This is a genomic window from Geodermatophilus telluris, assembly GCF_900102745.1.
In the GTDB taxonomy this organism is placed as follows: domain Bacteria; phylum Actinomycetota; class Actinomycetes; order Mycobacteriales; family Geodermatophilaceae; genus Geodermatophilus; species Geodermatophilus telluris.
Genome location: NZ_FMZF01000001.1, coordinates 819,475 through 841,143, shown reverse-complemented (window position 1 = coordinate 841,143; position 21,669 = coordinate 819,475). Strand labels below are relative to the sequence as shown.

16 protein-coding genes are annotated in these 21,669 nt (G+C 74.9%); 6 read left to right on the top strand and 10 right to left on the bottom strand.

All coding sequences use genetic code 11. The annotated features are described in order from the left end of the window. Nucleotides 1-44: 44 nt before the first annotated feature. The 3 genes from BLQ97_RS04075 to BLQ97_RS04065 form a co-directional block, all read right to left on the bottom strand. Nucleotides 45-992 carry a methyl-accepting chemotaxis protein gene (locus BLQ97_RS04075; protein WP_245691784.1) on the bottom strand — a complete coding sequence of 316 codons (948 nt, stop codon included), beginning with the start codon at nt 990-992 and terminating at the stop codon, nt 45-47. Nucleotide 993: 1 nt separating this feature from the next. Then, a complete protein-coding gene (locus tag BLQ97_RS04070; protein WP_217637025.1) occupies nt 994-1,572 on the bottom strand; it encodes a PAS domain-containing protein in 579 nt (192 codons plus the stop codon). Between the two features lie 137 nt (nt 1,573-1,709). Next, nucleotides 1,710-4,451: a S8 family serine peptidase gene (locus BLQ97_RS04065; protein WP_091363367.1), complete on the bottom strand. Its 2,742-nt coding sequence runs from the start codon at nt 4,449-4,451 to the stop codon at nt 1,710-1,712. A gap of 151 nt (nt 4,452-4,602) precedes the next feature. Between BLQ97_RS04065 and dcd the strand changes: the two genes are divergently transcribed. Continuing rightward, a complete protein-coding gene (dcd, locus tag BLQ97_RS04060; protein WP_091363365.1) occupies nt 4,603-5,193 on the top strand; it encodes a dCTP deaminase in 591 nt (196 codons plus the stop codon). Here dcd and BLQ97_RS04055 read toward each other — a convergent pair. The 3 genes from BLQ97_RS04055 to BLQ97_RS04045 form a co-directional block, all read right to left on the bottom strand. Next, nucleotides 5,159-6,439, bottom strand: coding sequence for an MFS transporter (locus tag BLQ97_RS04055; protein ID WP_091363363.1), 1,281 nt, complete (start codon nt 6,437-6,439; stop codon nt 5,159-5,161). The genes dcd and BLQ97_RS04055 overlap by 35 nt on opposite strands. Nucleotides 6,440-6,559: 120 nt before the next feature. Then, nucleotides 6,560-8,854 (bottom strand): (Fe-S)-binding protein, encoded by a 2,295-nt coding sequence (locus BLQ97_RS04050; RefSeq protein WP_091363361.1) that lies wholly within the window; start codon nt 8,852-8,854, stop codon nt 6,560-6,562. A 430-nt stretch (nt 8,855-9,284) separates the two neighbouring features. After that, nucleotides 9,285-10,277, bottom strand: coding sequence for a type IV toxin-antitoxin system AbiEi family antitoxin domain-containing protein (locus BLQ97_RS04045; RefSeq protein ID WP_091363359.1), 993 nt, complete (start codon nt 10,275-10,277; stop codon nt 9,285-9,287). A 412-nt stretch (nt 10,278-10,689) separates the two neighbouring features. Between BLQ97_RS04045 and dnaK the strand changes: the two genes are divergently transcribed. From dnaK to BLQ97_RS04020, 5 genes are read left to right on the top strand one after another with little or no spacing between them, the layout of a single operon-like run. Continuing rightward, entirely contained in the window at nt 10,690-12,567 is a 1,878-nt protein-coding gene (gene dnaK / locus BLQ97_RS04040; RefSeq protein ID WP_091363357.1) for a molecular chaperone DnaK, read from the top strand. Beyond that, entirely contained in the window at nt 12,564-13,286 is a 723-nt protein-coding gene (gene grpE / locus BLQ97_RS04035) for a nucleotide exchange factor GrpE (protein WP_091363355.1), read from the top strand. The genes dnaK and grpE overlap by 4 nt, the downstream gene beginning before the upstream one ends. A 34-nt stretch (nt 13,287-13,320) precedes the next feature. Then, a complete protein-coding gene (dnaJ, locus tag BLQ97_RS04030) occupies nt 13,321-14,550 on the top strand; it encodes a molecular chaperone DnaJ (RefSeq protein WP_091363353.1) in 1,230 nt (409 codons plus the stop codon). Then, nucleotides 14,547-15,011, top strand: a complete 465-nt coding sequence (locus tag BLQ97_RS04025; protein ID WP_091363351.1) for a heat shock protein transcriptional repressor HspR — start codon at nt 14,547-14,549, stop codon at nt 15,009-15,011. The genes dnaJ and BLQ97_RS04025 overlap by 4 nt, the downstream gene beginning before the upstream one ends. Continuing rightward, nucleotides 15,008-15,490, top strand: coding sequence for a MarR family winged helix-turn-helix transcriptional regulator (locus tag BLQ97_RS04020; RefSeq protein ID WP_091363349.1), 483 nt, complete (start codon nt 15,008-15,010; stop codon nt 15,488-15,490). Before BLQ97_RS04025 ends, BLQ97_RS04020 begins: the two co-directional genes overlap by 4 nt. Nucleotides 15,491-15,560: 70 nt before the next feature. Here BLQ97_RS04020 and BLQ97_RS04015 read toward each other — a convergent pair whose 3' ends face one another. The 4 genes from BLQ97_RS04015 to BLQ97_RS04000 all read right to left on the bottom strand — a co-directional run bounded on the left by BLQ97_RS04015 (nt 15,561) and on the right by BLQ97_RS04000 (nt 21,616). Then, nucleotides 15,561-17,315: an L-lactate permease gene (locus BLQ97_RS04015; RefSeq protein WP_245691783.1), complete on the bottom strand. Its 1,755-nt coding sequence runs from the start codon at nt 17,313-17,315 to the stop codon at nt 15,561-15,563. A gap of 133 nt (nt 17,316-17,448) precedes the next feature. Further along, entirely contained in the window at nt 17,449-18,795 is a 1,347-nt protein-coding gene (gene glcF / locus BLQ97_RS04010; protein ID WP_175471577.1) for a glycolate oxidase subunit GlcF, read from the bottom strand. Then, nucleotides 18,795-20,066, bottom strand: a complete 1,272-nt coding sequence (locus BLQ97_RS04005) for an FAD-binding oxidoreductase (RefSeq protein WP_091363345.1) — start codon at nt 20,064-20,066, stop codon at nt 18,795-18,797. The genes glcF and BLQ97_RS04005 overlap by 1 nt, the downstream gene beginning before the upstream one ends. Next, entirely contained in the window at nt 20,066-21,616 is a 1,551-nt protein-coding gene (locus BLQ97_RS04000) for an FAD-binding oxidoreductase (RefSeq protein WP_175471600.1), read from the bottom strand. Before BLQ97_RS04000 ends, BLQ97_RS04005 begins: the two co-directional genes overlap by 1 nt. Nucleotides 21,617-21,669: the final 53 nt, after the last annotated feature.

The following is a 21,669-nucleotide window of genomic DNA, read 5'->3' as shown; positions in this document are numbered from 1 at the left end:
GGGCGCCGGGAGCCCGCCGGGGCCTGCGTCGGTCGGCACCGGGCTCAGCGGCGCATCTCGGCCAGGAAGCCGGTCGCCTCGGACCGCAGCTTCTCGGCCATCTGGGACAGGCCGGTGACGTCGGTGGCCGTCGCGCCCAGGGACGCGGACCCGTCGACGGCCGCGGCGATGCCGTCCACCAGGCCGTTCATGTCGGCCACCGTGGTGCCGACCGTCCCCATCACCGCGGTGACGTCGTCGCAGGCCGCCCGGATCGCCTCCACCTGGGCGGTGACCCGCTCGGTCGCCTGCGCGGTCTGGTCGGCGAGGTCCTTGACCTCGGAGGCGACCACGGCGAAGCCCTTGCCCGCCTCGCCGGCGCGGGCCGCCTCGATGGTGGCGTTGAGCGCGAGCAGCCGGGTCTGCGCGGCCACCGACTCGATGAGCGCGATGACCTGGCGGATCTCGGCCGAGGTCCGGGTGAGGGAGGCGAGGGTCTCGGTCGCGTTGCCGACCTCGGACGCGGCCGCCTCGGCCGCCGTCGTCAGGCCCGCAGCCGACGCGCTCATCTCCGTGGCCGCCGTCGCCACCTGCTCGCTCATCGCCAGGACGACGGACTCGAAGTCGTCGGCCAGCCGCAGGCGCGAGATCTGGGCCTCGGTGACCCGGCCGGCGGTCTGCTGCATGGCGTCGCGCGCGGCGTTGATGTCGGTGGCCGCCTGCCGGTAGGCGCCCTGGAGCCCGGTGAGCAGCACCTTGCGGTGGAAGCGGCCCTCGGCGGCCGAGGCGAGCGCGGCGCGCGACTCGCGGACGAAGGCGTCGCTGACGTCGAGGGTGCGGTTGACGCCGTGCTGCAGCGCGACCAGCTCGGCGACGGCGTCGGAGCCCTCGACGGGGACGGCGCGGGCCTCGAGGTCACCGCGGGCGGCCGCCTCGCAGGTCTCGGTCAGGCGGCGCACGAAGGCGCGGTGGACGGCGAGCTCGTCGGCGTCGCGGTTCCGGGAGCGGCCCACGTCAGTTCTCCTCCTCGGTGACGATCGTCCAGACGAGGTCCTCGTAGGACGCGGCCTGCCGGGCGACGAGCTGCTCGAGCAGTGCCGAGGAGGCGGTGACGGCGGCGCGGGCGTTGGGGTGGCGGCGCTCCTCGGCGAGCAGCTGCTCGTAGAGGGGCCGGACGCGGTCGAGCGCACGCCGGGAGGGCCTGCGGCGGTTGGAGTGGTAGCCCACGACCGAGCCGTCGGCGCCGTAGGACGGCGTCACGTGCGCCAGCACCCAGTAGTGGGCGCCGTCGGCGGCGAGGTTGACGATGTAGGCGAACAGCTCCTGGCGGGCGGCCAGGGTGTCCCACAGCAGCTCGAAGACCGCGCGCGGCATGTCGGGGTGCCGGATCAGGTTGTGCGGCTGCCCGATGACCTCGTCGAGGGTGTAGGCGCCGACGCGGAGGAAGACGTCGTTGGCGTAGGTGATCACCCCGCGCGGGTCGGTCTTGGACACGATGAGCTCCTCCGCCGAGAAGGTGCGCTCCTCCCCGGTCGGGCGGACCGGTGGGCGCGTGTCCCGTCGTGCGGTCGTCCGCGGGGTGGTGTCCAGCACGCGGTGTCCTCCTGCCTCTGGTCGGTCGTGCCCCGGCTATCGGCAGGCGGGTGGGCGGACGTCAGTCGAGCCCGTCAGGTCGGGACCAAGGTCCCGGCCGGACCGGGGGCGCGGGGCCCCCGGTCCGGCCCGGGACCTCAGGCGCCCAGGACGACGCCCCGGCAGGACGACGAGCAGTCCTGCGTCCACACCGACGCGGGGAGCGCGGCGAGGCGGGCCGAGCGCACCAGCCGCTGGCCACCGGGGCCGGTGGCGGTGCTCGGCGGCGTCGGGGAGGCACCGTTGCCCGGCGGGGTGCCCGGGACCGGCGTGGTCGGCGGCGTGGCCGGCGCCGGCGCCGGCGTGCCCGGCGCGGGGGCGGTGCCCGGGTCGGTGCCGGCGTCCCCCGGGGCGGGGGTGTCCGCCGGCGGCGTGGCGCCGGCGGCGACGAACTCCAGCACGTCGTCGAGCACCTGGGACCGGCCGTCGGGCGCGAACACCGCGAGGTCGTGCCGGCCGGCGGCGCGCGCCGGGGTGCGGAAGACCAGCTCGGTGGTCGAGGAGCGCACCACCTGCCCGGCCGCCGTGCCCCCGACGAGGACCCGGGCGCCGGTGGGCAGCGCCAGACCGGTGATCCGCACCTGGGTGCCGCCGCTCACGTCGACTCGCACCGGGCTGACCGAGGTGATCCGGAAGAGGCCCACCTCCGGGTAGGTCACCGTGCCGCCGCCGGGCTCCGGGGCGGTCCCGCCGGAGCCGCCCGAGCCGCCGGAGCCCGGGTCGCCGGTGCCCGAGCCGTTGTCGGTGTCGGGCGTGCCGGCACCGTCGCCGGTGTCGGGCCCACCCGAGCCGCCGGAGCCGCCCGAGCCGCCCGAGCCGCCCGAGCCGCCCGAGCCGCCGGAGCCGCCCGAGCCGCCGGAGCCGTCCGAGCCGGGGTCCCCCGTGCCCGGGGTCGCGCCGGTGTCGGGGGAGCCGGCGTCCGGGGAGCCGGTCCCCGGGCCGGTCCCGGCGCCGCCGTCCGGCGAGGTGCCCGGCGGCGTCGTGGGCGGCGTGCCGGGCGTGCTGCCGGAACCGCTGTCCGGCGGGGTCCCCGGGGCGGTGCCGGGCGTGGTCCCCGGGGTGGTGCCGGGCAGGGAGCCCGGGCCGGTCCCCGGGTCGGGGGTGCCGGCTCCGTCCTGGCCGCCGCCCGTGCCCGGACCGGCCGGGACCTCCGTGCCGACCAGCAGCGGAGCTGCCCGGGTGGTGCCGAGCGGCACCCCGTCGCGGGTGAGCTGGACGGTGAGCACGTACCGCCCGTCGGTCAGCGGCAGGGTGGGGGACAGCGTGAGGCCGCCCAGGGTGCTGCGGGCGCCGAGGGCGAAGGTCGCCTGGCCCGCGTCGTCCGTGGTCACGGTGGCGCCGTCGAGCACGACGGGCACGTCGGCCACGGCCCACACGGTCCCCTCGTGCAGCATGCCGAGGCCCAGGGTGACGGCGAAGGAGCCGGGCGCGGCCGTGCCGGTCACCGCGACCCGCGGGGCCACCACGCCGGCGGGTGCCGTCATCGCGGAGAAGGCGTAGTCGACCGCCCCCAGGCCGGCGTCGGCCAGGCCGGCGACCGAGAGCCGGCCGCCGGTGACCGAGCGGCCGCGGAAGGCCACCACCGGGTCGACGTCCTCGAGCAGCGCCTGGCGCAGCTGCGCGGCCGTGGCGTCGGGCAGCGCGGCCCGGTAGAGGGCCGCGGCGCCCGCGACGAGCGGCGAGGCGAAGGAGGTGCCGTCCACGAGGCGGTAGCCGCCGTCGTTCCAGGTGGACAGCACCCGGCTGCCCGGGGCGAACAGGTCGACCGCGGTGGCGCCGTAGGCGGAGAAGGAGCTCACCGTGTCGGCCGCGGTGCTCGAGCCGACGGTGATGACGTTGGGCTCGGTGAGGTTGGCCGGGTAGACCGGGCTGCGGTCGCGGTCGGCGGAGTCGTTGCCCGCGGCGACGACGACCAGCACGCCCTTGGACCCGGCGTAGGCCACCGCGGAGCGCAGCACCTCCAGCGGCCAGCCGGAGAGCTGGCCGCCCCAGGAGGCGTTGACGACGTCGGCGCCGTGGTCGGCGGCGTAGCGGATGGCCTCGGCGCCCAGCAGGACGTCGACCCCGCTCCCGCTGCCCACGACGAGCGGCATGATCGACACCTCGGGCGCGATGCCGGCGCCGCCGCGGGCGTTGTCCGCGCGGGCGGCGATGGTCCCGGCGACGCTCGCGCCGTGGCTGCCGTTGGCGCCGTTGTCGACGTCGGGCGAGTTGGTCGTGAAGTTCCAGCCGTGGCAGTCGCCGGCCCGGCCGTCGCGGTCGGTGTCGAGGGTGCCGCACCCCTCGGCCGGGTCGGTCCACAGCGCGCCGGCGAGGTCCTCGTGGTCGGAGTCGTACCCGGTGTCGACGACGGCGACGACCACGCCCGAGCCGCGGCCTCCGGCCCAGCCGTCGGGGGCGTCGGTGTCGGCGTCGGGGACGGCCGTCTGCCCCGGGGCGTTGCGGCCGGTGTTGTCCAGGTGCCAGCCGTAGCCGGGCACCAGCGGGTCGCTGACCGTGCCGAACACCTCGGCGGTGGGGGAGGGCTCGACCGTGGCCACGCCGGCGACGGCGGCCAGGTCGTCCTCGTCGAGCGAGCCGGTCGCCACCAGGGCCCGGCCGTCGCTGAGCCGCTGCACGTTGGCCACGCCCTCCAGCGCGGCCAGCGGGTCCAGCAGCCCGGCGGCGTCCCCGGTCGTGGCCGTGACCACGTAGCGGGTCAGCCCGTCACCGGGACCGAAGTCCCCGGCGACCGCCACGGCGGGTGCGGCCAGCGCCGTGTAGGCCGCCGCTCCCGCGTAGCCGGCGACCAGGGCCGTCACCAGCACACCCGCCTGGGTGCGCCTCCTCAGGGTCGACACGTCCCCTCCTCCCGGCCCGGGAGCGCGCCCGGGCGACGCCGGCCCCCGACGGGCCGGCGGGACGGCATCGGCACGCGGGCCGGCCGGGCGGAGGGAGCGGGCACCGGGTCTGACCCGGGAGGATGAGGCCGGCCTCCCTAGACTCCGCGCCATGCTGCTGTCCGACCGCGACATCCGCGCCGCGATCGCCGAGGGGCGGCTCGGCATCGAACCGCACGACGCGGGGCTGGTGCAGCCCTCGAGCATCGACGTCCGGCTCGACCGCTACTTCCGGGTCTTCAACAACGCCCGCTACACCCACATCGACCCGGCGCAGCAGCAGGACGACCTGACCACGCTCGTGGAGCCCGACGGCGACGAGCCGTTCGTGCTGCACCCCGGGGAGTTCGTGCTCGGGTCGACGCTCGAGGTGGTCTCGATCCCCGACGACCTCGCCGCGCGGCTGGAGGGCAAGAGCTCGCTGGGCCGCCTCGGCCTGCTCACCCACTCGACGGCGGGCTTCGTCGACCCGGGCTTCACCGGGCACATCACGCTGGAGCTGTCCAACGTGGCGAACCTGCCGATCACGCTGTGGCCGGGGATGAAGATCGGCCAGCTGTGCCTGTTCCGGCTGACCTCGGCCGCCGAGCACCCCTACGGCTCGGCGGTGTACGGCTCGCGCTACCAGGACCAGCGCGGCCCCACGCCGTCGCGGTCCTACCGCAACTTCAGTCGCGCGGAGACCCGGCCGCTGCCGGACTGACCGCCGCGGGCGACCAGCCGGGCAGCTCGTCGTCGACGGTGCGCGGGCGGGTGGCCAGCCAGCCGGTGACCGTGAGTCCCACCGTGGTCGCCGCGACCAGCCAGAACATGCCGGTGTAGCCGCCGGTGACGTCGCGCAGCACGCCCACGAGCAGCGGGCCGGCGGCGGCCAGCACGTAGCCCCAGCCCTGGGTGAACGTGGACAGCGCCGCGGTGGTCTCCGGCGTCCGGGCGCGGACGCCGATGAGCGCGAGCACCATGCTGAACGTCCCCATGCCCAGGGCCAGGATCGACATCCACAGCCACGGCACGCTGCGCGGGGCCAGCCACAGCCCGCCCCAGCCGACGACGTAGCAGGCCATGAAGCCCAGCAGCAGCGGCCGCTGCAGCCGCTGGCGCACGGTGAGCGCGGGGGCGACGGCGTTGACCGGGACGACGACCACCGAGTTGATCCCGAGCAGCAGGCCCGCCGTCGCGGCGCTGAGCCCGGCGTCGCGCAGGTACTGCGCCGACCAGCCCATGACGACGTAGGCCTGGGTCGCCTGCAGCCCGAAGAACAGCGCGAGGACCAGCGCCGTGGGGCTGCGCCACAGCGGGCCGAGCCGGACGGCGCGGTGGTTGCCGCGCGAGGCGCCCGCGTGGTGCGGGGTGAACGCCCACGGCAGCGCCGCGAGCAGCGCCAGCACCGCCCAGACGCCGAGCGCCCAGCGCCAGCCCTCGGGGCCCGCGGCCGCGGCGATCGGCGCGGTGGCGGTCGCGGCGACGGCGCCGCCGATGGCCATCGCGGCGCTGTAGGCGCCCACCAGCAGGCCGGTGCGCTCGGGGAACCAGCGCTTCACCAGGCCGGGCAGCAGCACGTTGCCCAGCGCCCCGCCGACCATCGCCAGCGCCGTCCCGGCGAGGAACAGCGGGAAGGAGTCGACGACGGCGCGCAGCACCAGCCCGGCCGCCATGGTCAGCAGCGCCCCGGCGAGCACGTGCGCGTCGCGGAACCGGGCGGCCAGCGGCGGCCCGGCGAAGCCGATCGCGGCGAAGCAGACCACCGGCATCGTGGTGACCACACCGGCCGCCGCACTGGAGACGCCGAGGCCGCGCTCGAGCTCCTGGAGGACCGGCCCCACCGAGGCCACCGCCGTCCGCAGGTTGGTGGCGGTGAGCACGATGGCCACCGCCACGAGGACCAGCCCGCGACGCCGGTCCGCGGCGGCCGGCGGGGTGCTGGTGGGGAGGGGGGCGGTGCGGGTCACCCCCCGATGGTGCCTGGTGGGTGCGCGGTGCAACCAATCCGCTGGTCAGCGCCGCGGCCGGGACGACGGACGCCGCCGGCGAGGCGGTTGCCTCGCCGACGGCGTCCGAGGGGGCCTTCCTCAGGCCTGGGGGCCGTGTCCCGTGGCGGCCGAGCCGGTGCCGGCGACGTCGTCGTCGGCGGTGCCGACCTCGGCGCCGTGCTCGGTGCCCGGGGTGCCGACCGGGGCCATCGAGCGGAGCAGGATCTGGCTGACGTCGAGGACCTCGACGTGCTCGGCGGCCTCACCGTTCTGCTTCTTCGACGTCAGGGCGTCGGAGAGCATCGTGATGCAGAACGGGCAGGCGGTGGAGATGACGTCGGGGTCGAGGCCCAGGGCCTCCTCGGTGCGCTCCACGTTGATCCGCTTGCCGATCTTCTCCTCCATCCACATGCGCGCGCCGCCGGCGCCGCAGCAGAAGCCGCGGTCCTTGCAGCGGTGCATCTCCTGGGTGGAGAGGCCCTGCACGCTGTCGAGGATCTCCCGCGGCGGCGTGTAGACCTTGTTGTGCCGGCCGAGGAAGCACGGGTCGTGGTAGGTCACCTTGCGGTCGACCGGGGTGACCGGGGTGAGCCGGCCCTCCTCCACCAGCTGGCTGAGCAGCTGCGTGTGGTGCACGACCTCGTACTCGCCGCCGACCTGCGGGTACTCCCGGCCCAGCGAGTTGAAGCAGTGCGGGCAGGTGGTGACGATCTTGCGCATGCCCGGCACGCGGCCCTCGAAGACGCCGTTGAGCGTCTCGACGTTCTCCTGGGCCATCATCTGGAAGACGAACTCGTTGCCCATGCGGCGGGCCGGGTCGCCCGAGCAGGTCTCGCCCGAGCCCAGGACGGCGAACTCGACGCCGGCGGTGTGCAGCAGCTCGGCGACGGCCTTCGTGACCTTCTTGGCGCGGTCGTCGATGGCGCCGGCGCAGCCGACCCAGAACAGGTACTCGACCTCGTGGGGCAGCGGGCCGTCGGCCATCCGCACCTCGAAGTCCATCTCCTTGATCCAGTCCTCGCGGGTGCTCGGGCTCACGCCCCAGGGGTTGCCGCGGTTCTCGAGGTTGCGCAGCATCACGCCGGCCTCGGACGGGAAGTTGGACTCGATGAGCACCTGGTAGCGGCGCATGTCGTCGATGTGGTCGACGTGCTCGATGTCCACCGGGCACTGCTCGACGCAGGCGCCGCAGTTGGTGCAGCTCCACAGCACGTCGGGGTCGATGACCCCGCCCTCCTCGAGGGTGCCGACCAGCGGGCGGTGCGCCTGGGCGTCGTTGGTGCCCTCGATGCGGGCGTAGCCCGAGGCCCAGACCTGCTCGTCGCTGGGCTTCAGGACGTCGTAGTCGGGCGCGGTCTCCGACGCCGTCTTCTCGCCGAGCAGGTAGGGGGCCTTCGCGTACAGGTGGTCGCGGAGGTCCATGATCACCATCTTGGGGCTGAGCGGCTTGCCCGTGTTCCACGCCGGGCACTGGCTCTGGCACCGCCCGCACTCGGTGCAGGTGGTGAAGTCGAGCATCCCCTTCCAGGTGAAGTCCTCGATCTTCCCGCGGCCGAAGACGTCGTCCTCGCCGGGATCCTCGAAGTCGATCGGCTTGCCGTTCGAGGTCATCGGCTGCAGCGGGCCCAGCGCGACGGAGCCGTCGTCGTTGCGCTTCCAGTAGATGTTGAAGAAGGCGCTGAAGCGGTGCCAGGCGACACCCATGTTGAGGATCCGGCTGACGACCACCAGCCAGGTCAGCGAGACGACGATCTTGACGAAGGCGACGACGCTGAGCAGATCGGGGCTGTCGGGCAGCACGGTGGCCAGCAGGCTGGCGAACGGGTGCGACCAGGTCGGGGCCTCGGTGAGCCCGGAGGACACCTTCAGCGCGCGGATCAGCAGGATGCAGATGCCGACGGTGAGGACGACGGCCTCGACGAAGTAGCCGCGGCCCTCGTTGGAGCCGGCGAAGCGGCTGGTGCGGCCCTGCCGGCGCGGGTGGTCCTTCTGCCGCCGGTAGATCAGGTACAGGATCCCCAGGACCGTGCCGGCGCCGATGACGTCGGCGAAGAGGTTCCAGAGGCTCCACTCGCCGATCAGCGGCAGGTGGAAGGCCGGGTCCCACACCTCGCCGAAGGCCTCGACCAGCGTGAGGAACAGGCCGTAGAAGCCGACGAAGACGAACCAGTGGGCGGCGCCGATGGCCGACCACTTGAGCATCCGGGTGTGCCCGAGCGACTCCACCGCGAGCGTCTTCAGCCGCGGGCCGACCGGGCCGTTGCGGGTGGAGTCCGGTTGGCCGGTGCGGATGATCCGCACCATCGCCCGGACGGCGCGGTAGGCGAAGACAACCGCCACGATGAGGAACAGCACGCTGATCGTGCCGAGCACGATCTGCAGGGGGCCCGTCATGATTCCCTCTCCCCACGCCCAGCGGCGTCGGTTGCTCCGTCCGCCCGGACCGCGCGAGAGGGGTCTCGCCGCCGTCCCCACCGGCCCGCGGACCGGCGGCGGATCGCGCGTGGGCGCCTGTGCCCACGCCGCCCAGCACGATAGCTGGCCGGAGCACGGGTTACTCAGCGGTAACCGTGGGCGCCGCGCCCCGATCGGGAGGCGTCGCGCGGTGCTCGGCGTCCACCGGGAGGTGGCCTCACCTGGGCGTTGTTGGCTCCCGGCACTCGCTGGAACACCTCGCGGAGGTGTTCCGGTGCGGCGGCGTCGCGCCGGCGGGGTGACCGGGCTCACGTCGCGTGAGCACGGACGGATCGCCGTCCCGACCTCGCCGTGCGGTGCCCGACCTCACCGCGCAGCACGAGGCCCGGCACCGCTGCGTGGGGCCGGCTCAGGCCGACCGCCGCCTGCCCAGAGCGCGGGGCGCGGCCGAGAACCGTCGTGTCGCCGGTCCGGAGGTGGCGAGGAGGGACCCGAGGCGCTGGGCCACCGCCGGCCAGGGAGCACCGAGGTCGGCGTCGGCGACCCGGACGACGCGGATGCCCAGCGCGCGGAGGTCGTCCTCCCGCCGCTTCTCCCCCCACACGACCTGGCCCGGTGAGCGCTCGTGCCAGGGGTCGGTGTACTTCACCCGGCCGTCGAACTCGACGGCGACGGCGGCGTCGTCGAACCACGCGTCGACGACGCCGACGAGTCGCCCGCCGGCGCGGATCGCCACCTGTAGCTCCGGTGACGGCAGGTCCGACCCGACGATGCGCAGTCGGCCCCGGGTCTCGAGGGGCGACTCGGCGCGCCCGTCGGCGAGGTCGATCGCCCGCCGCGCCCGCGGTGCCCCACGCCAGCAGGGCTGCGCCGCCGTGACGAGGGACAGCTCCTGGAGGGTCGTCCGGCCGGCCAGGAGGGCGGCGTCCATCGCGACGACAGCGTCCTCCAGCGGCCACTCCCGGGCGCAGTCGACCAGCGTCCGGGCCGGCGAGGTGAGGCGGACGGGGCCGTGCCGGACCGCTTCGTGGGCGTGGAGCGGCGCGCAGTTGACCCGGAAGCCCGCCCCCGTCCGCCACTGCTGGGGGTCGGTCAGCCGGACCGTGCGCTCGAGTCCGTCCCACACGGGCAGGCCGAGCAGGCGGGCGGCCGAACCGTGGCTGACGACGGCGTCCGGGCGGTCGAGGGACAGCAGGACGGCGAGGCACTCCAGGCCGTGCGGGCGCCCGCCGAGGGCGTCCAGGCGTTCGGCGGTCGTGTAGACGCCCCGCCGCAGCCGCACCCAGGTCCCGGCGCCGTGCAGGGCGTGGATCTCGTCGTGGCCGTACCCGGCCCGGCGGGCGTCGACGGCGGTGAACAGTCCCCACTGACGGTCAGCGGCGGCGCGCAGGACGGGGTGCACGCGGCGAGTCTGGCGAGGCTCCGAGCCCGGGTGCGCCCCGTGCGCCTCCCTGTGGACGCCGGTCGGCGCGGTGGACGGTCGCCGACCTCGCCGTGCGGTGCCCGACCTCGCGGTGCGGAGCGAGGTCGGGCACCGCGGAGCGAGGCCGGGCACCGCGGGATGAGGGTGGGCGCCACGTGACCAGGCCGGCCGGCTCGACTCGCGGCTGTGGGCCACGTCACGGGGGAGGGCCGCGGCAGGCCGGGGAACACCCGTGCCGGGAGTGCCGTTAGTGTGGGCAGGAAAGTTGAGCGAACCCGACGCAAGGCGGCCGACGAGTGCCGCGCCGGGGCCTGCCCGACGACCTCCGGACCAGCACCACCCACCAGCAGACCAACGACACACCAGCAGACACGGAAGAGAGGCCAGCTCCATGGCTCGAGCGGTCGGTATCGACCTCGGCACCACCAACTCCGTCGTCACCGTCCTCGAGGGCGGCGAGCCGACGGTCATCGCGAACTCCGAGGGCTCGCGCACCACCCCGTCGGTGGTCGCGTTCGCCAAGAACGGCGAGGTCCTCGTCGGCCAGTCGGCCAAGAACCAGGCGGTCACCAACGTCGACCGCACCATCCGCTCGGTCAAGCGCCACATGGGCACCGACTGGCGGACCGGCGAGATCGACGGCAAGCGCTACACGCCGCAGGAGATCAGCGCGCGCATCCTGCAGAAGCTCAAGCGGGACGCCGAGACCTACCTGGGCGAGCCGGTGACCGACGCGGTCATCACCGTCCCGGCCTACTTCGAGGACGCGCAGCGGCAGGCCACCAAGGAGGCCGGCGAGATCGCGGGCCTCAACGTCCTGCGCATCGTCAACGAGCCCACCGCGGCCGCGCTGGCCTACGGCCTGGACAAGGGCGAGACCGAGCAGACGATCCTCGTCTTCGACCTCGGCGGCGGCACCTTCGACGTCTCGCTGCTGGAGATCGGCGAGGGCGTCATCGAGGTGAAGGCCACCGCGGGTGACAACCACCTCGGCGGCGACGACTGGGACCAGAAGGTCGTCGACCACCTGGTCAAGACCTTCAACGTCTCCAACGGCATCGACCTGTCCAAGGACAAGCTGGCCATGCAGCGGCTCCGTGAGGCCGCCGAGAAGGCCAAGATCGAGCTGTCGGGCGCGCAGTCGACCAACGTCAACCTGCCCTACATCACCGCCGGCGCCGAGGGCCCGCTGCACCTCGACGTCACCATCACCCGCGCCGAGTTCCAGCGGATGACCGCCGACCTGCTCGACCGCGCCCGCGCGCCGTTCAACCAGGCCATCCGCGACGCCGGCATCTCCGTGGGCCAGATCGACCACGTCGTCCTCGTCGGTGGCTCGACCCGCATGCCGGCCGTGTCCGACCTGGTGCGCGAGCTGACCGGCGGCAAGGAGCCCAACAAGGGCGTCAACCCCGACGAGGTCGTCGCCATCGGTGCCGCGCTGCAGGCCGGTGTCCTCCGCGGCGAGGTCAAGGACGTCCTGCTGCTCGACGTCACCCCGCTGTCCCTGGGCATCGAGACCAAGGGCGGGATCATGACCAAGCTCATCGAGCGCAACACCACGATCCCGACGAAGCGCTCGGAGATCTTCACGACGGCCGACGACAACCAGCCCTCCGTGCAGATCCAGGTCTTCCAGGGCGAGCGCGAGATGGCGATGTACAACAAGAAGCTCGGCATGTTCGAGCTGACCGGCCTGCCGCCGGCGCCGCGCGGTGTCCCGCAGATCGAGGTCGCCTTCGACATCGACGCCAACGGCATCGTGCACGTGTCCGCCAAGGACCTCGGCACGGGCAAGGAGCAGTCGATGACCATCACCGGCGGCTCGGCGCTCCCGAAGGACGACATCGAGCGGATGATGCGCGACGCCGAGGCCCACGCCGAGGAGGACAAGCGCCGCCGCGAGGAGGCCGAGACCCGCAACCTGGCCGAGTCGCTGCAGTACCAGACCGAGAAGTTCCTGGCCGAGAACGGCGAGCGGATCCCGGCCGACAAGAAGGAGGAGCTCGGCGAGGCCCTCACCGAGCTGCGCTCCGCCCTCGGCGGCTCGGACATCGCCGCCATCAAGTCGGCGCAGGAGAAGGTCGCCCGCGTCTCGCAGGAGGTCGGCGGGGCGCTCTACGCCCAGCAGGCCGAGGCCGGCGCCGCCGGTGACGGCGTGCCCGGTGCGGGCGCGGGTGCCGCGGGCGCGGCCGGTGCCTCGGCCCCGTCCGGTGACGACGACGTCGTCGACGCCGAGATCGTCGACGAGGACGCCGACCGCCGATGAGCCAGGGGGACGAGCAGCCGCGGGTCGTGATCCGTGACAAGCGGCGGATCGACCCCGTCAGCGGCGCGGTGCGGGTGCCGGCCGGCGAGCAGCCGGCCGGCGCCCCGCCGGGCCCGTCCACAGCCGACCCATCGCCAGGGGAGCAGATGAGCGAGAACGAGACGGTCGCCGGCCCGGAGGTCACCCCGGAGGCGGTCGCGGCAGGCAGCGACGACGGTGCCGGGGACACGGCCCGCCAGCTGGCCGAGCGCACCGAGGACCTGCAGCGGGTGACCGCCGAGTACGCCAACTACCGGCGGCGCGTCGACCGCGACCGCAGCCTGGTCGCCGACCAGGCCGCCGAGCGGTTCGCCACCCAGCTGTTCCCGATCGTCGACGACATCGAGCGGGCCCGCGACCACGGCGACCTCACCGGCGCCTTCAAGGTGGTGGCCGACCGCGTCCTCGGCGTCCTCGACGGGCTCGGCGTGCAGGCCTTCGGCGTCGCCGGCGACCCGTTCGACCCGGCGCTGCACGAGGCCGTCCTGCACGACACGTCCGACACCGTCGAGGTGCCGACGGCGACGACGGTGCTGCGGCAGGGTTTCCGCCGTGGTGACCGCGTCCTGCGGACCGCCATGGTGGCCGTGACCGACCCGGCCGGCGGCGCGGCCGCGGAGCCGGCCACCCCCGAGACGACCGGCAGCGGTGCGCCGGGGGAGACCCCGGCCGCCGGCTGACCGGCCGTCGCGACGTGAGGAGAGGAGGCGCCCGATGAGCACTCGGGACTTCATCGAGAAGGACTACTACGCCGCGCTGGGCGTCTCCCAGAGCGCCGACGCCGCGGAGATCAAGAAGGCCTACCGCCAGCTGGCCCGCGACCTGCACCCGGACAAGAACCCGGGCAACACCGACGCCGAGGCCCGCTTCAAGGAGGTCTCCGAGGCCTACGACGTGCTCTCCGACCCCAAGCGGCGCGGGGAGTACGACGAGGCCCGGCGGCTCTTCGGCTCCGGCGGTGCCGGCGCGCGGGCCGGCTTCCCGGGCGGCTTCCCCGGCGGCTCCGGCGGCGGGCAGCCCTTCGACCTCGGCGACCTCTTCGGGGGCGCCGGGGGCGGGGCCGGCCGCGCCGGCGCCGGTGGGCTCGGCGACATCTTCGGCAACCTCTTCGGCGGTGCCGGCGGTGCCGCGCCGGGGTCGGCCCGGGCCCGCTCGCAGGCGGCGTCCGGCCCGGCCCGCGGGCAGGACGTGGAGACCGAGGCGACGCTGTCGTTCGAGGAGGCCGTCCTCGGGGTGACGGTGCCACTGCGCATGCAGAGCCCCGGTACCTGCCCGACCTGCCACGGCAGCGGCGCCCGCCCGGGCACCTCCCCGCACACCTGCGAGGTGTGCGGCGGCGCGGGGGTCACCAGCCGCAGCCAGGGCGCGTTCGCCTTCTCCGAGCCCTGCCGCGCGTGCCGTGGCAGCGGGTCGGTGGTCGACGACCCCTGCCCGACCTGCGCCGGCAACGGCGTCACCACCCAGACCCGCACCATCACCGTGCGGATCCCGGCGGGCGTCAAGGACGGCCAGCGCATCCGGCTGGCCGGCAAGGGCGCGCCCGGCCGCCGCGGCGGCCCGGCCGGCGACCTGTTCGTCGTGGTGCACGTCAGCGACCACGAGCTGTTCGGCCGCCGGGGTGACGACCTGACGCTCACCGTGCCGATCACCTTCGCCGAGGCCGTCCTCGGGACGACGCTGACCGTGCCCACCCTCGACGGCGACGTCACGCTCAAGGTGCCGCCGGGCACCGCGAGCGGGCGGACGCTGCGGGTGCGCGGGCGGGGCGTCCCCGGCCGCGGCCGCACCGGCGACCTGCTGGTCACCGTCGAGGTGGCCGTCCCGCAGCGGCTGTCGGCCGAGGCGGAGCGGGCGGTCAAGACCCTCGACGCCGAGCTGCCCGACCCGCGGCCGCAGATCACCGCGGCGGTGGGGAAGGGCGCGGACAAGGGGAGCTCCCGGTGAGCGTCGACGGGCGGGAGCGGCGCGACGCCGCCCGCGCCGTCGCCGACGACGCCCCTGTCTTCGTCATCTCGGTGGCCGCCGAGCTGGCCGGCATGCACGCCCAGACGCTGCGCCAGTACGACCGGCTGGGCCTGGTGACGCCGGGCCGCACGCCCGGCGGGGGCCGGCGCTACAGCCCGCGCGACGTCGCCCTGCTGCGGGAGGTGCAGCGCCTCTCCCAGGAGGACGGCGTCAACCTCGCCGGCATCAAGCGGATCATCGACCTGGAGTCCCAGGTCGAGGCGCTGCGGCAACGGGTGCACGAGCTGGTCGACGACCTCGAGGACTCCGAGCGCCGCCGCATCGCCGCGGAGTCCGCGCTGCGCAGCGGCTTCGGCACCCCGCTGCGCCGGGCCGACCTGGTGCCCGTCCGGCAGGCCAGCTCGGCGCTGGTCGTCTGGCACCCCCGGAGCGAGCGGTGAGCGCCGCGCCGCGTCCGGACGCGCACGAGTCCTTCGTCCGGCTGGAGCGGGAGATCGGCCTGCTGCTGCGCCGGTCGCGGGCGATCTCGACCCGGCTGGCCCGCGAGCTGCACCCCGACCTCGACGGCGCCGCGTACGGGCTCCTGGCCCTGCTGCAGGACGCCGGGCCGCTGCGGGCCAGCGACCTGGTCGCCCGGCTGGGCCTCGACAAGAGCACGGTGAGCCGCCAGGTGGCCTCGCTGGTCGACCTCGGCATGGTCACCCGCGAGCCCGACCCGGACGACGGGCGGGCCCAGGTGCTGCGCACCTCGGCGGAGGGGGCGGCCCGGCTGGCCGGCATCCGCGAGGTGCGCCGCGCCCGCTGGGAGGCCGACCTCTCGGGCTGGCCGGCGCAGGACGTCGCCACGCTCGGCGACCTGCTGGCCCGGCTCAACCGGCTCGGCGAGGCCCGCGAGGCGGAGTCCGGCGGTCGCGGCTGACTCGCAGACGACGGCGCCCCCGTACCGGTCCGGTACGGGGGCGCCGTCGCTCGTGCAGGTCGTCCTGCTCTCAGGACCCGGGCACCATCCAGTCGAGCACCGGTGAGGCCTGCAGCACCACGATCAGGCACATCAGCAGGAGCAGCAGCATGCTCCAGCCGAAGACCTTCCGGAACAGCTCGCCCTCCCGGCCGGCCATGCCCACCGCGGCGGCCGCGATGGCCAGGTTCTGCGGGCTGACCATCTTGCCCATGACGCCACCGGAGGAGTTGGCCGCGGCCAGCAGCACCGGGTCCAGGCCGGCGTTGGTCGCCGCCTGCACCTGCAGGGCGCCGAACAGCGCGTTGGCCGAGGTGTCCGAGCCGGTCACCGCGACGCCGATCCAGCCCAGGATGGGCGAGAGGAAGGCGAAGAAGCCGCCGGTCTCGGCCAGCAGCCGGCCGAGGTGGCTGGTCATGCCCGACTGGTTGAGCACGTAGGCCAGGGCGAGCACCGCCATGACGGTGACGATGGCCCACTTGAGCTCGCGGTAGGTGTCGACGTAGGCCTTCAGCGCCCGCCCGGGCGAGACCCGCAGGACCAACATGGTGAGCAGCCCCGCGATGATCATGAGCGTGCCGGCGGCGGGCAGCCAGTTGAAGGTGAACGTCGTCGACGCGAGCTCCTCGCTCGAGCCGGCCGCGAACACGTTCAGCCCGGGCCACGGGAACGTCGTCGTCCACGGCGCCTGGGCCAGCGCGGCCTTGACAGGCGCGAGGTTCGCCAGGGCGAAGATCACGATGATGATCCCGTAGGGGGCGTAGGCCTTGGCGACCTCCGCCGGGGTGTCCGGCACCGACGGAGCGCCTCCGGTGCCGGCCGAGGGGGCATGCGGGTCGCGCGCCGCCTGGCGGCCCGGCGCGTCCCCGAGCTCCTCGCCGGCGGTGGCGCCGACGCCGCCCCGGTCGCGGCCGCGGCCACCGGCGGCCACGGTGCCACCAGCATCCCGGGCGCCACCACCGGCCCCGGTCCCACCGGCCAGGGTGGCCGCGGTGACCGGCTCGTACGTCGCCTTCCGCATCCGGACGACGGCGACGACGGCGGCCGCGGAGACCAGCGCGGCGATGATGTCGGTCAGCGGCACCGAGATGTAGTTGGCGGCGACGAACTGGGCCACGCCGAAGGCGACGCCGGCGACCAGCGCCTCCAGCCAGGTGTCCTTCAGGCCGCGCCTGCCGTCGACGACCAGCACCAGCACCAGCGGCACGAACGCCGCGAGGATCGGCGTCTGCCGGCCGGCCATGGCACCGAGGGTGTCGACGGTGAGCCGCGCGTCGTCGCTGACGCCGGAGGTGACCGTGGCCAGCGTGACGATCGGCGTGGCCAGGGCGCCGAAGGCGACCGGTGCGGTGTTGGCGATGAGCGCCACCGCGGCGGCCTTCATCGGCTGGAAGCCCAGCGTCATGAGCATGACGACGCTGATGGCGACCGGCGTGCCGAAGCCGGCGAGCGCCTCGAGCAGGGCGCCGAAGCAGAAGGCCACGATGATGGCCTGGATCCGCTGGTCGGGGCTGACCTTCTCGAACGACCGCCGCAGCACGTCGAAGTGCCCGGTGGCGACGGTGAGGTTGTAGACCCAGATGGCGTTGATGACGATCCAGAGGATCGGGAAGAAGCCGAAGGCCGCGCCCTCGGTGGCCGACAGCACGGCCTGCCCGACCGGCATGCGGAACGCCAGGATCGCCAGGACCAGCGCGACGGCCAGCGAGATCAGGCCGGCGAGCCAGGCCTTGACCTTGAGCGCGCCGAGGAGCACGAACAGCGTGAGCAGCGGTATCGCTGCCACCAGGGCACTGAGTGCGAGTGACCCCCCGACGGGGTCGACGACCTGCTCGAACAACGGGGCTCCTTCCCTCGACGGTGAGGGCACGAGGCTGGGTGGGGGTGGTGCGGGTCGTGCAGGGGAAGTCGGTGGGCGCTCAGGTGGAGACGCCGAGCGCGGACGTGGGCAGGCCGCGGATGGAGGCGTCGAGGACCTCGACGGTGTGCGCCATCCCGATGTCCGCGCCGCGCCGCTGCAGCGAGGAGGCCACCTGCATGAGGCAGCCGGGGTTGGCCGTCACCAGCAGGGCCGCCCCGGTGGAGACGATGTTGGCGGCCTTGCGGTCGCCGAGCTCCCGGGCCGGCTCGGGGTTGAGCACGTTCCAGATGCCGGCCGAGCCGCAGCAGATCGCCGCCTCGGGGATCTCCCGCAGCTGCAGGCCGGGGATCTCCTGCAGCAGGGCCCGCGGCTGCGCCCGCACGCCCTGGGCGTGCGCCAGGTGGCAGGCGTCGTGGTAGGCGACGGTGACCTCGAGCGGGTGCCGCGGGGCGACGGTGCCGAGCTCGGCGAGGATCTCGGAGACGTCGCGCACCTTGTCGGTGAACGCCCGCGCCCGCTCGGCGTAGGCCGGGTCGTCGGCGAGCAGGTCGGCGTACTCCTTCATGCTCGAGCCGCAGCCGGCCGCGTTCACCACGACCCAGTCGACGCCGGCGCTCTCGAAGGCCTCGACCGTGCGGCGGGCGAAGCGCCTGGCCTCGTCGTCGCGGCCGTTGTGCACCGACAGCGCCCCGCAGCAGCCCTGCGACTGCGGCACGATGACGTCGCAGCCCTCCGCGGCCAGCACCCGCACCGTGGCGGCGTTGACGCCGGGGAAGAACTCGCCCTGGACGCACCCGGTGAGCAGCCCGACGACGGCGCGGCGGGTGCCGGTGGCCGGCGTCCGGGCGGGGATCGGCTCCCGCTTCTCCAGCGGCGGCGCCAGGCTCTCCATCACGGCCAGCTTCGGCGCCAGGCGCTCCAGCAGGCCGCTGCGGCGGATCACCTTCGGCAGGCCGCTGCGCTGGTAGAGCCGCAGCGGTCCGCGCAGCGCGCGCAGCCGCCGCTTGTAGGGGAACAGCGCGAAGATCGCGTTGCGCAGAGCGCGGTCGCCCGGCGAGCGGTCGTGGTTGCGCTCCACCTGGGCGCGGGTGGCCTCGATGAGCTTGTCGTACTGCACACCCGACGGGCACGCCGTCACGCAGGCCATGCAGCCCAGGCAGGCGTCGAAGTGCTGCACCATCGAGTCGGTCATCGGCTCGCCCTCGAGCCCGGACTTCATCAGGTAGATGCGCCCGCGCGGGGAGTCCATCTCCTCGCCCCACAGCGTGTACGTGGGGCAGGTGGTCAGGCAGAACCCGCAGTGCACGCAGTCGCTGATCAGCTCCTTCGACGGCGGGTGGTGCTCGTCGAACGCGCCGCGGCCGGGCATGCCCAGCTCCACCGGCCGCTCCGGGGTCGTCGTCATCAGAGGCCTCCCACGAACCGGCCGGGCGCCAGGCGGCGCTCCGGGTCGAACCGTTCCTTCACCCGGCGCACGAGGTCCAGCGCCGGCACCGGGCCCCACGCGTCCACCGCGGCGGCGACCTCGGGAGCCGCGTCGAGCACCACCAGCGCACCCCCGACGGCGGTGCACTCGGCGCGCAGCCGCTCGACGACCCGCGCCACCGCGGCGGGCTCGGCGCCGGTGGCCAGCGCGCCGTACAGGACGCCCGCCCCGGCCGACCCGCGCAGGTCCAGGTCGAGCCCGGCGTCGGCGGCCGCCGCGCGGGCGGCCTCGAGCACCCGGGCCAGCCCGGAGAGGGCGAACGTCGCCTTGAGCGCGGTCGGGCGGCCCGGCAGGCCCGCCCACGGGTGGGCGGCCCAGCCCTCGGGCAGCTCGGCGGCCGCGCTGGACGCGTCACCCAGCAGCTGCCGGGTGGTGGCGGTGCGGCCCTCGACGCCGGCCTCGATGCCCTCGAGCAGCACCGAGACGGTTCCGGTACCCCCGGGGCGCCAGGAGACCTCGACCGCGGAGGGCACGACCTGGGCCTGCAGCACCGCCTGCACCAGGCGCTGGGCCTCCTCCGGCCGCTCGAACGGCGCGGCGACCACGCTGCGGGCGGCCGGCAGCGGGTGCAGCCGGAACACCGCCTCGGTCACCACGGCGAGCGTGCCGAACGAGCCGATGACCAGCTTGCCGAGGTCGTATCCGGCCACGTTCTTCACCACGCGGCCGCCGGCCTTGGCCACCACCCCGTCGGCGCGGACGACGGTGACGCCGATGAGCAGGTCGCGGGCGGTGCCGAAGGCGACCCGGCCGGGGCCGCTGGCGTTGGTGGCCAGCGTGCCGCCGATGCTGCCGCCGGGCACGGTCTCGTCCAGCGCCAGCCGCTGACCGGCGCCGGCGACGGTGCGCTGCACCTCGGCCAGCGTCGTCCCGGCCTGGGTCTCGACGATGAGGTCGCCGGCGGCGTGGTCGAAGACGGCGTCCATCCGGCTCAGGTCGACGACGAGGTCGGCCCGCTCGGGCGGCCGGCCCCAGGTCAGCTTGGTGCCGCGGCCCCGCGGGACGAGGGCGAGCCGGTGCGCGGCGGCCGCCCGCAGCACCTCGGCGACCTCCGGGGTGGACCCCGGCCGGGCGACGAGCGCCGGCGTCACGCCGTCGACGGCGTCGGCCGGCGTGCCGTCGGCGACCTCGCCGCAGGCGGCGGACAGTGCGGTGCGCGCGGCACCCAGGTCCAGCCCGACGGCGGTCATCAGAACGCCTCCGCCTTGCCGGCCGCGACCAGCGGGTGCGGGGCGCCCTTCTTCCTCCCGGGCACCTCGCCGCACAGCCGCGGGGTGGGGAACACCTTGCCGGGGTTGGCGACGCCGTCGGGGTCGAACGCGCAGCGGACCAGCTGCATGGTGTCGAGGTCCTCGTCGCTGAACATCTTCGGCATGTAGGCGGCCTTGTCGATGCCGACGCCGTGCTCGCCGGTGATCGACCCGCCGTGGGAGATGCAGAGGTCGAGGATCGCGCCGCTGACCTCCTCGGCGGCCTCGGCCGCGCCCTCCACCGCGTCGTCGAAGAGCACCAGCGGGTGCAGGTTCCCGTCGCCGGCGTGGAAGACGTTGGCCACCCGCACGCCGGAGGACTCCGAGAGCTCGGCGATCGACCGCAGCACCCCGGGCAGCGCCGTCCGCGGGATGACGCCGTCCTGGACGATGTAGTCGGGGCTGATCCGGCCGACGGCGGCGAAGGCGGACTTGCGGCCCTTCCAGATCAGCGCCCGCTCGGCCGGGTCGGTGGCCACCCGGGTGGCGAAGGCGTGGTGCTCCTGGCAGATCCGCTCGACCTCGGCGAACTCGTGCTCCACCTCGACCGCCGCGCCGTCGAGCTCGATGACCAGCACCGCACCGGCGCCGGCCGGGTAGTCGCACTTCGTGGCGGCCTCGGCGGCCTCGATGGCCAGCGCGTCCATCATCTCGATCGCCGCGGGCACGATGCCGGCGCCGATGATGGCCGAGGTGGCCGCGCCGGCGTCGTCGGTGGAGGCGAAGCCGGCCAGCACCGTGCGCACCTCCTGCGGGAGGCGGGTCAGCTTGACGATCGTGCGGGTGGCGATGCCGAGGGTGCCCTCGGAGCCCACGACGGCGCCGAGCAGGTCGTAGCCGGGGCTGTCGGGGGCCATCCCGCCGAGCTGGACGACGTCGCCCTGCGGTGTCACGAACTCCGCGCCGAGCACGTGGTTGGTGGTGAAGCCGTACTTCAGGCAGTGCGCCCCACCGGAGTTCTCCGCGAGGTTGCCGCCGATCGAGCAGATCTGCTGGCTGCTCGGGTCGGGGGCGTAGTAGTAGCCGCGCGGGCTCGCCGCGTGCGTGACGTCGAGGTTGATGACGCCGGGGTCGACGACCGCCCGCTGGTCCTCGGGGCGGACCTCGTGGATGGTGCGCATCCGCGAGGTGACGACCAGGACGCCGTCGGCCCGGGGGAGGGCGCCGCCGGACAGGCCGGTGCCCGACCCGCGGGCGACGAACGGGACGCCGTGCTCGGAGCAGGCCCGCACCACGGCGGCCAGTTGCTCGGTGGTCTCGGGCAGCACCACCAGCGCCGGCGTCACCCGGTAGTGGGCCAGCCCGTCGCACTCGTAGGTGCGCAGCCGGATGTGGTCGCTGACGACCGAGTCCGGGGGCAGCGCCGCCTCGACCGCGCGGACCACCGCGGCCATGGCCTCCGGGTTGCTGCCCGCCTCGCCGGTGGCGCTGGTCTCCTCCGGGGGGACGGGTCCCTCGACCGGTCCCGCCGTCGTCTCCGTGCCGTGCATGCCGCTCACGTGCCGGCCTCCCGTCCGCCTCGTCGCGTCGGTGTGGATGGGAT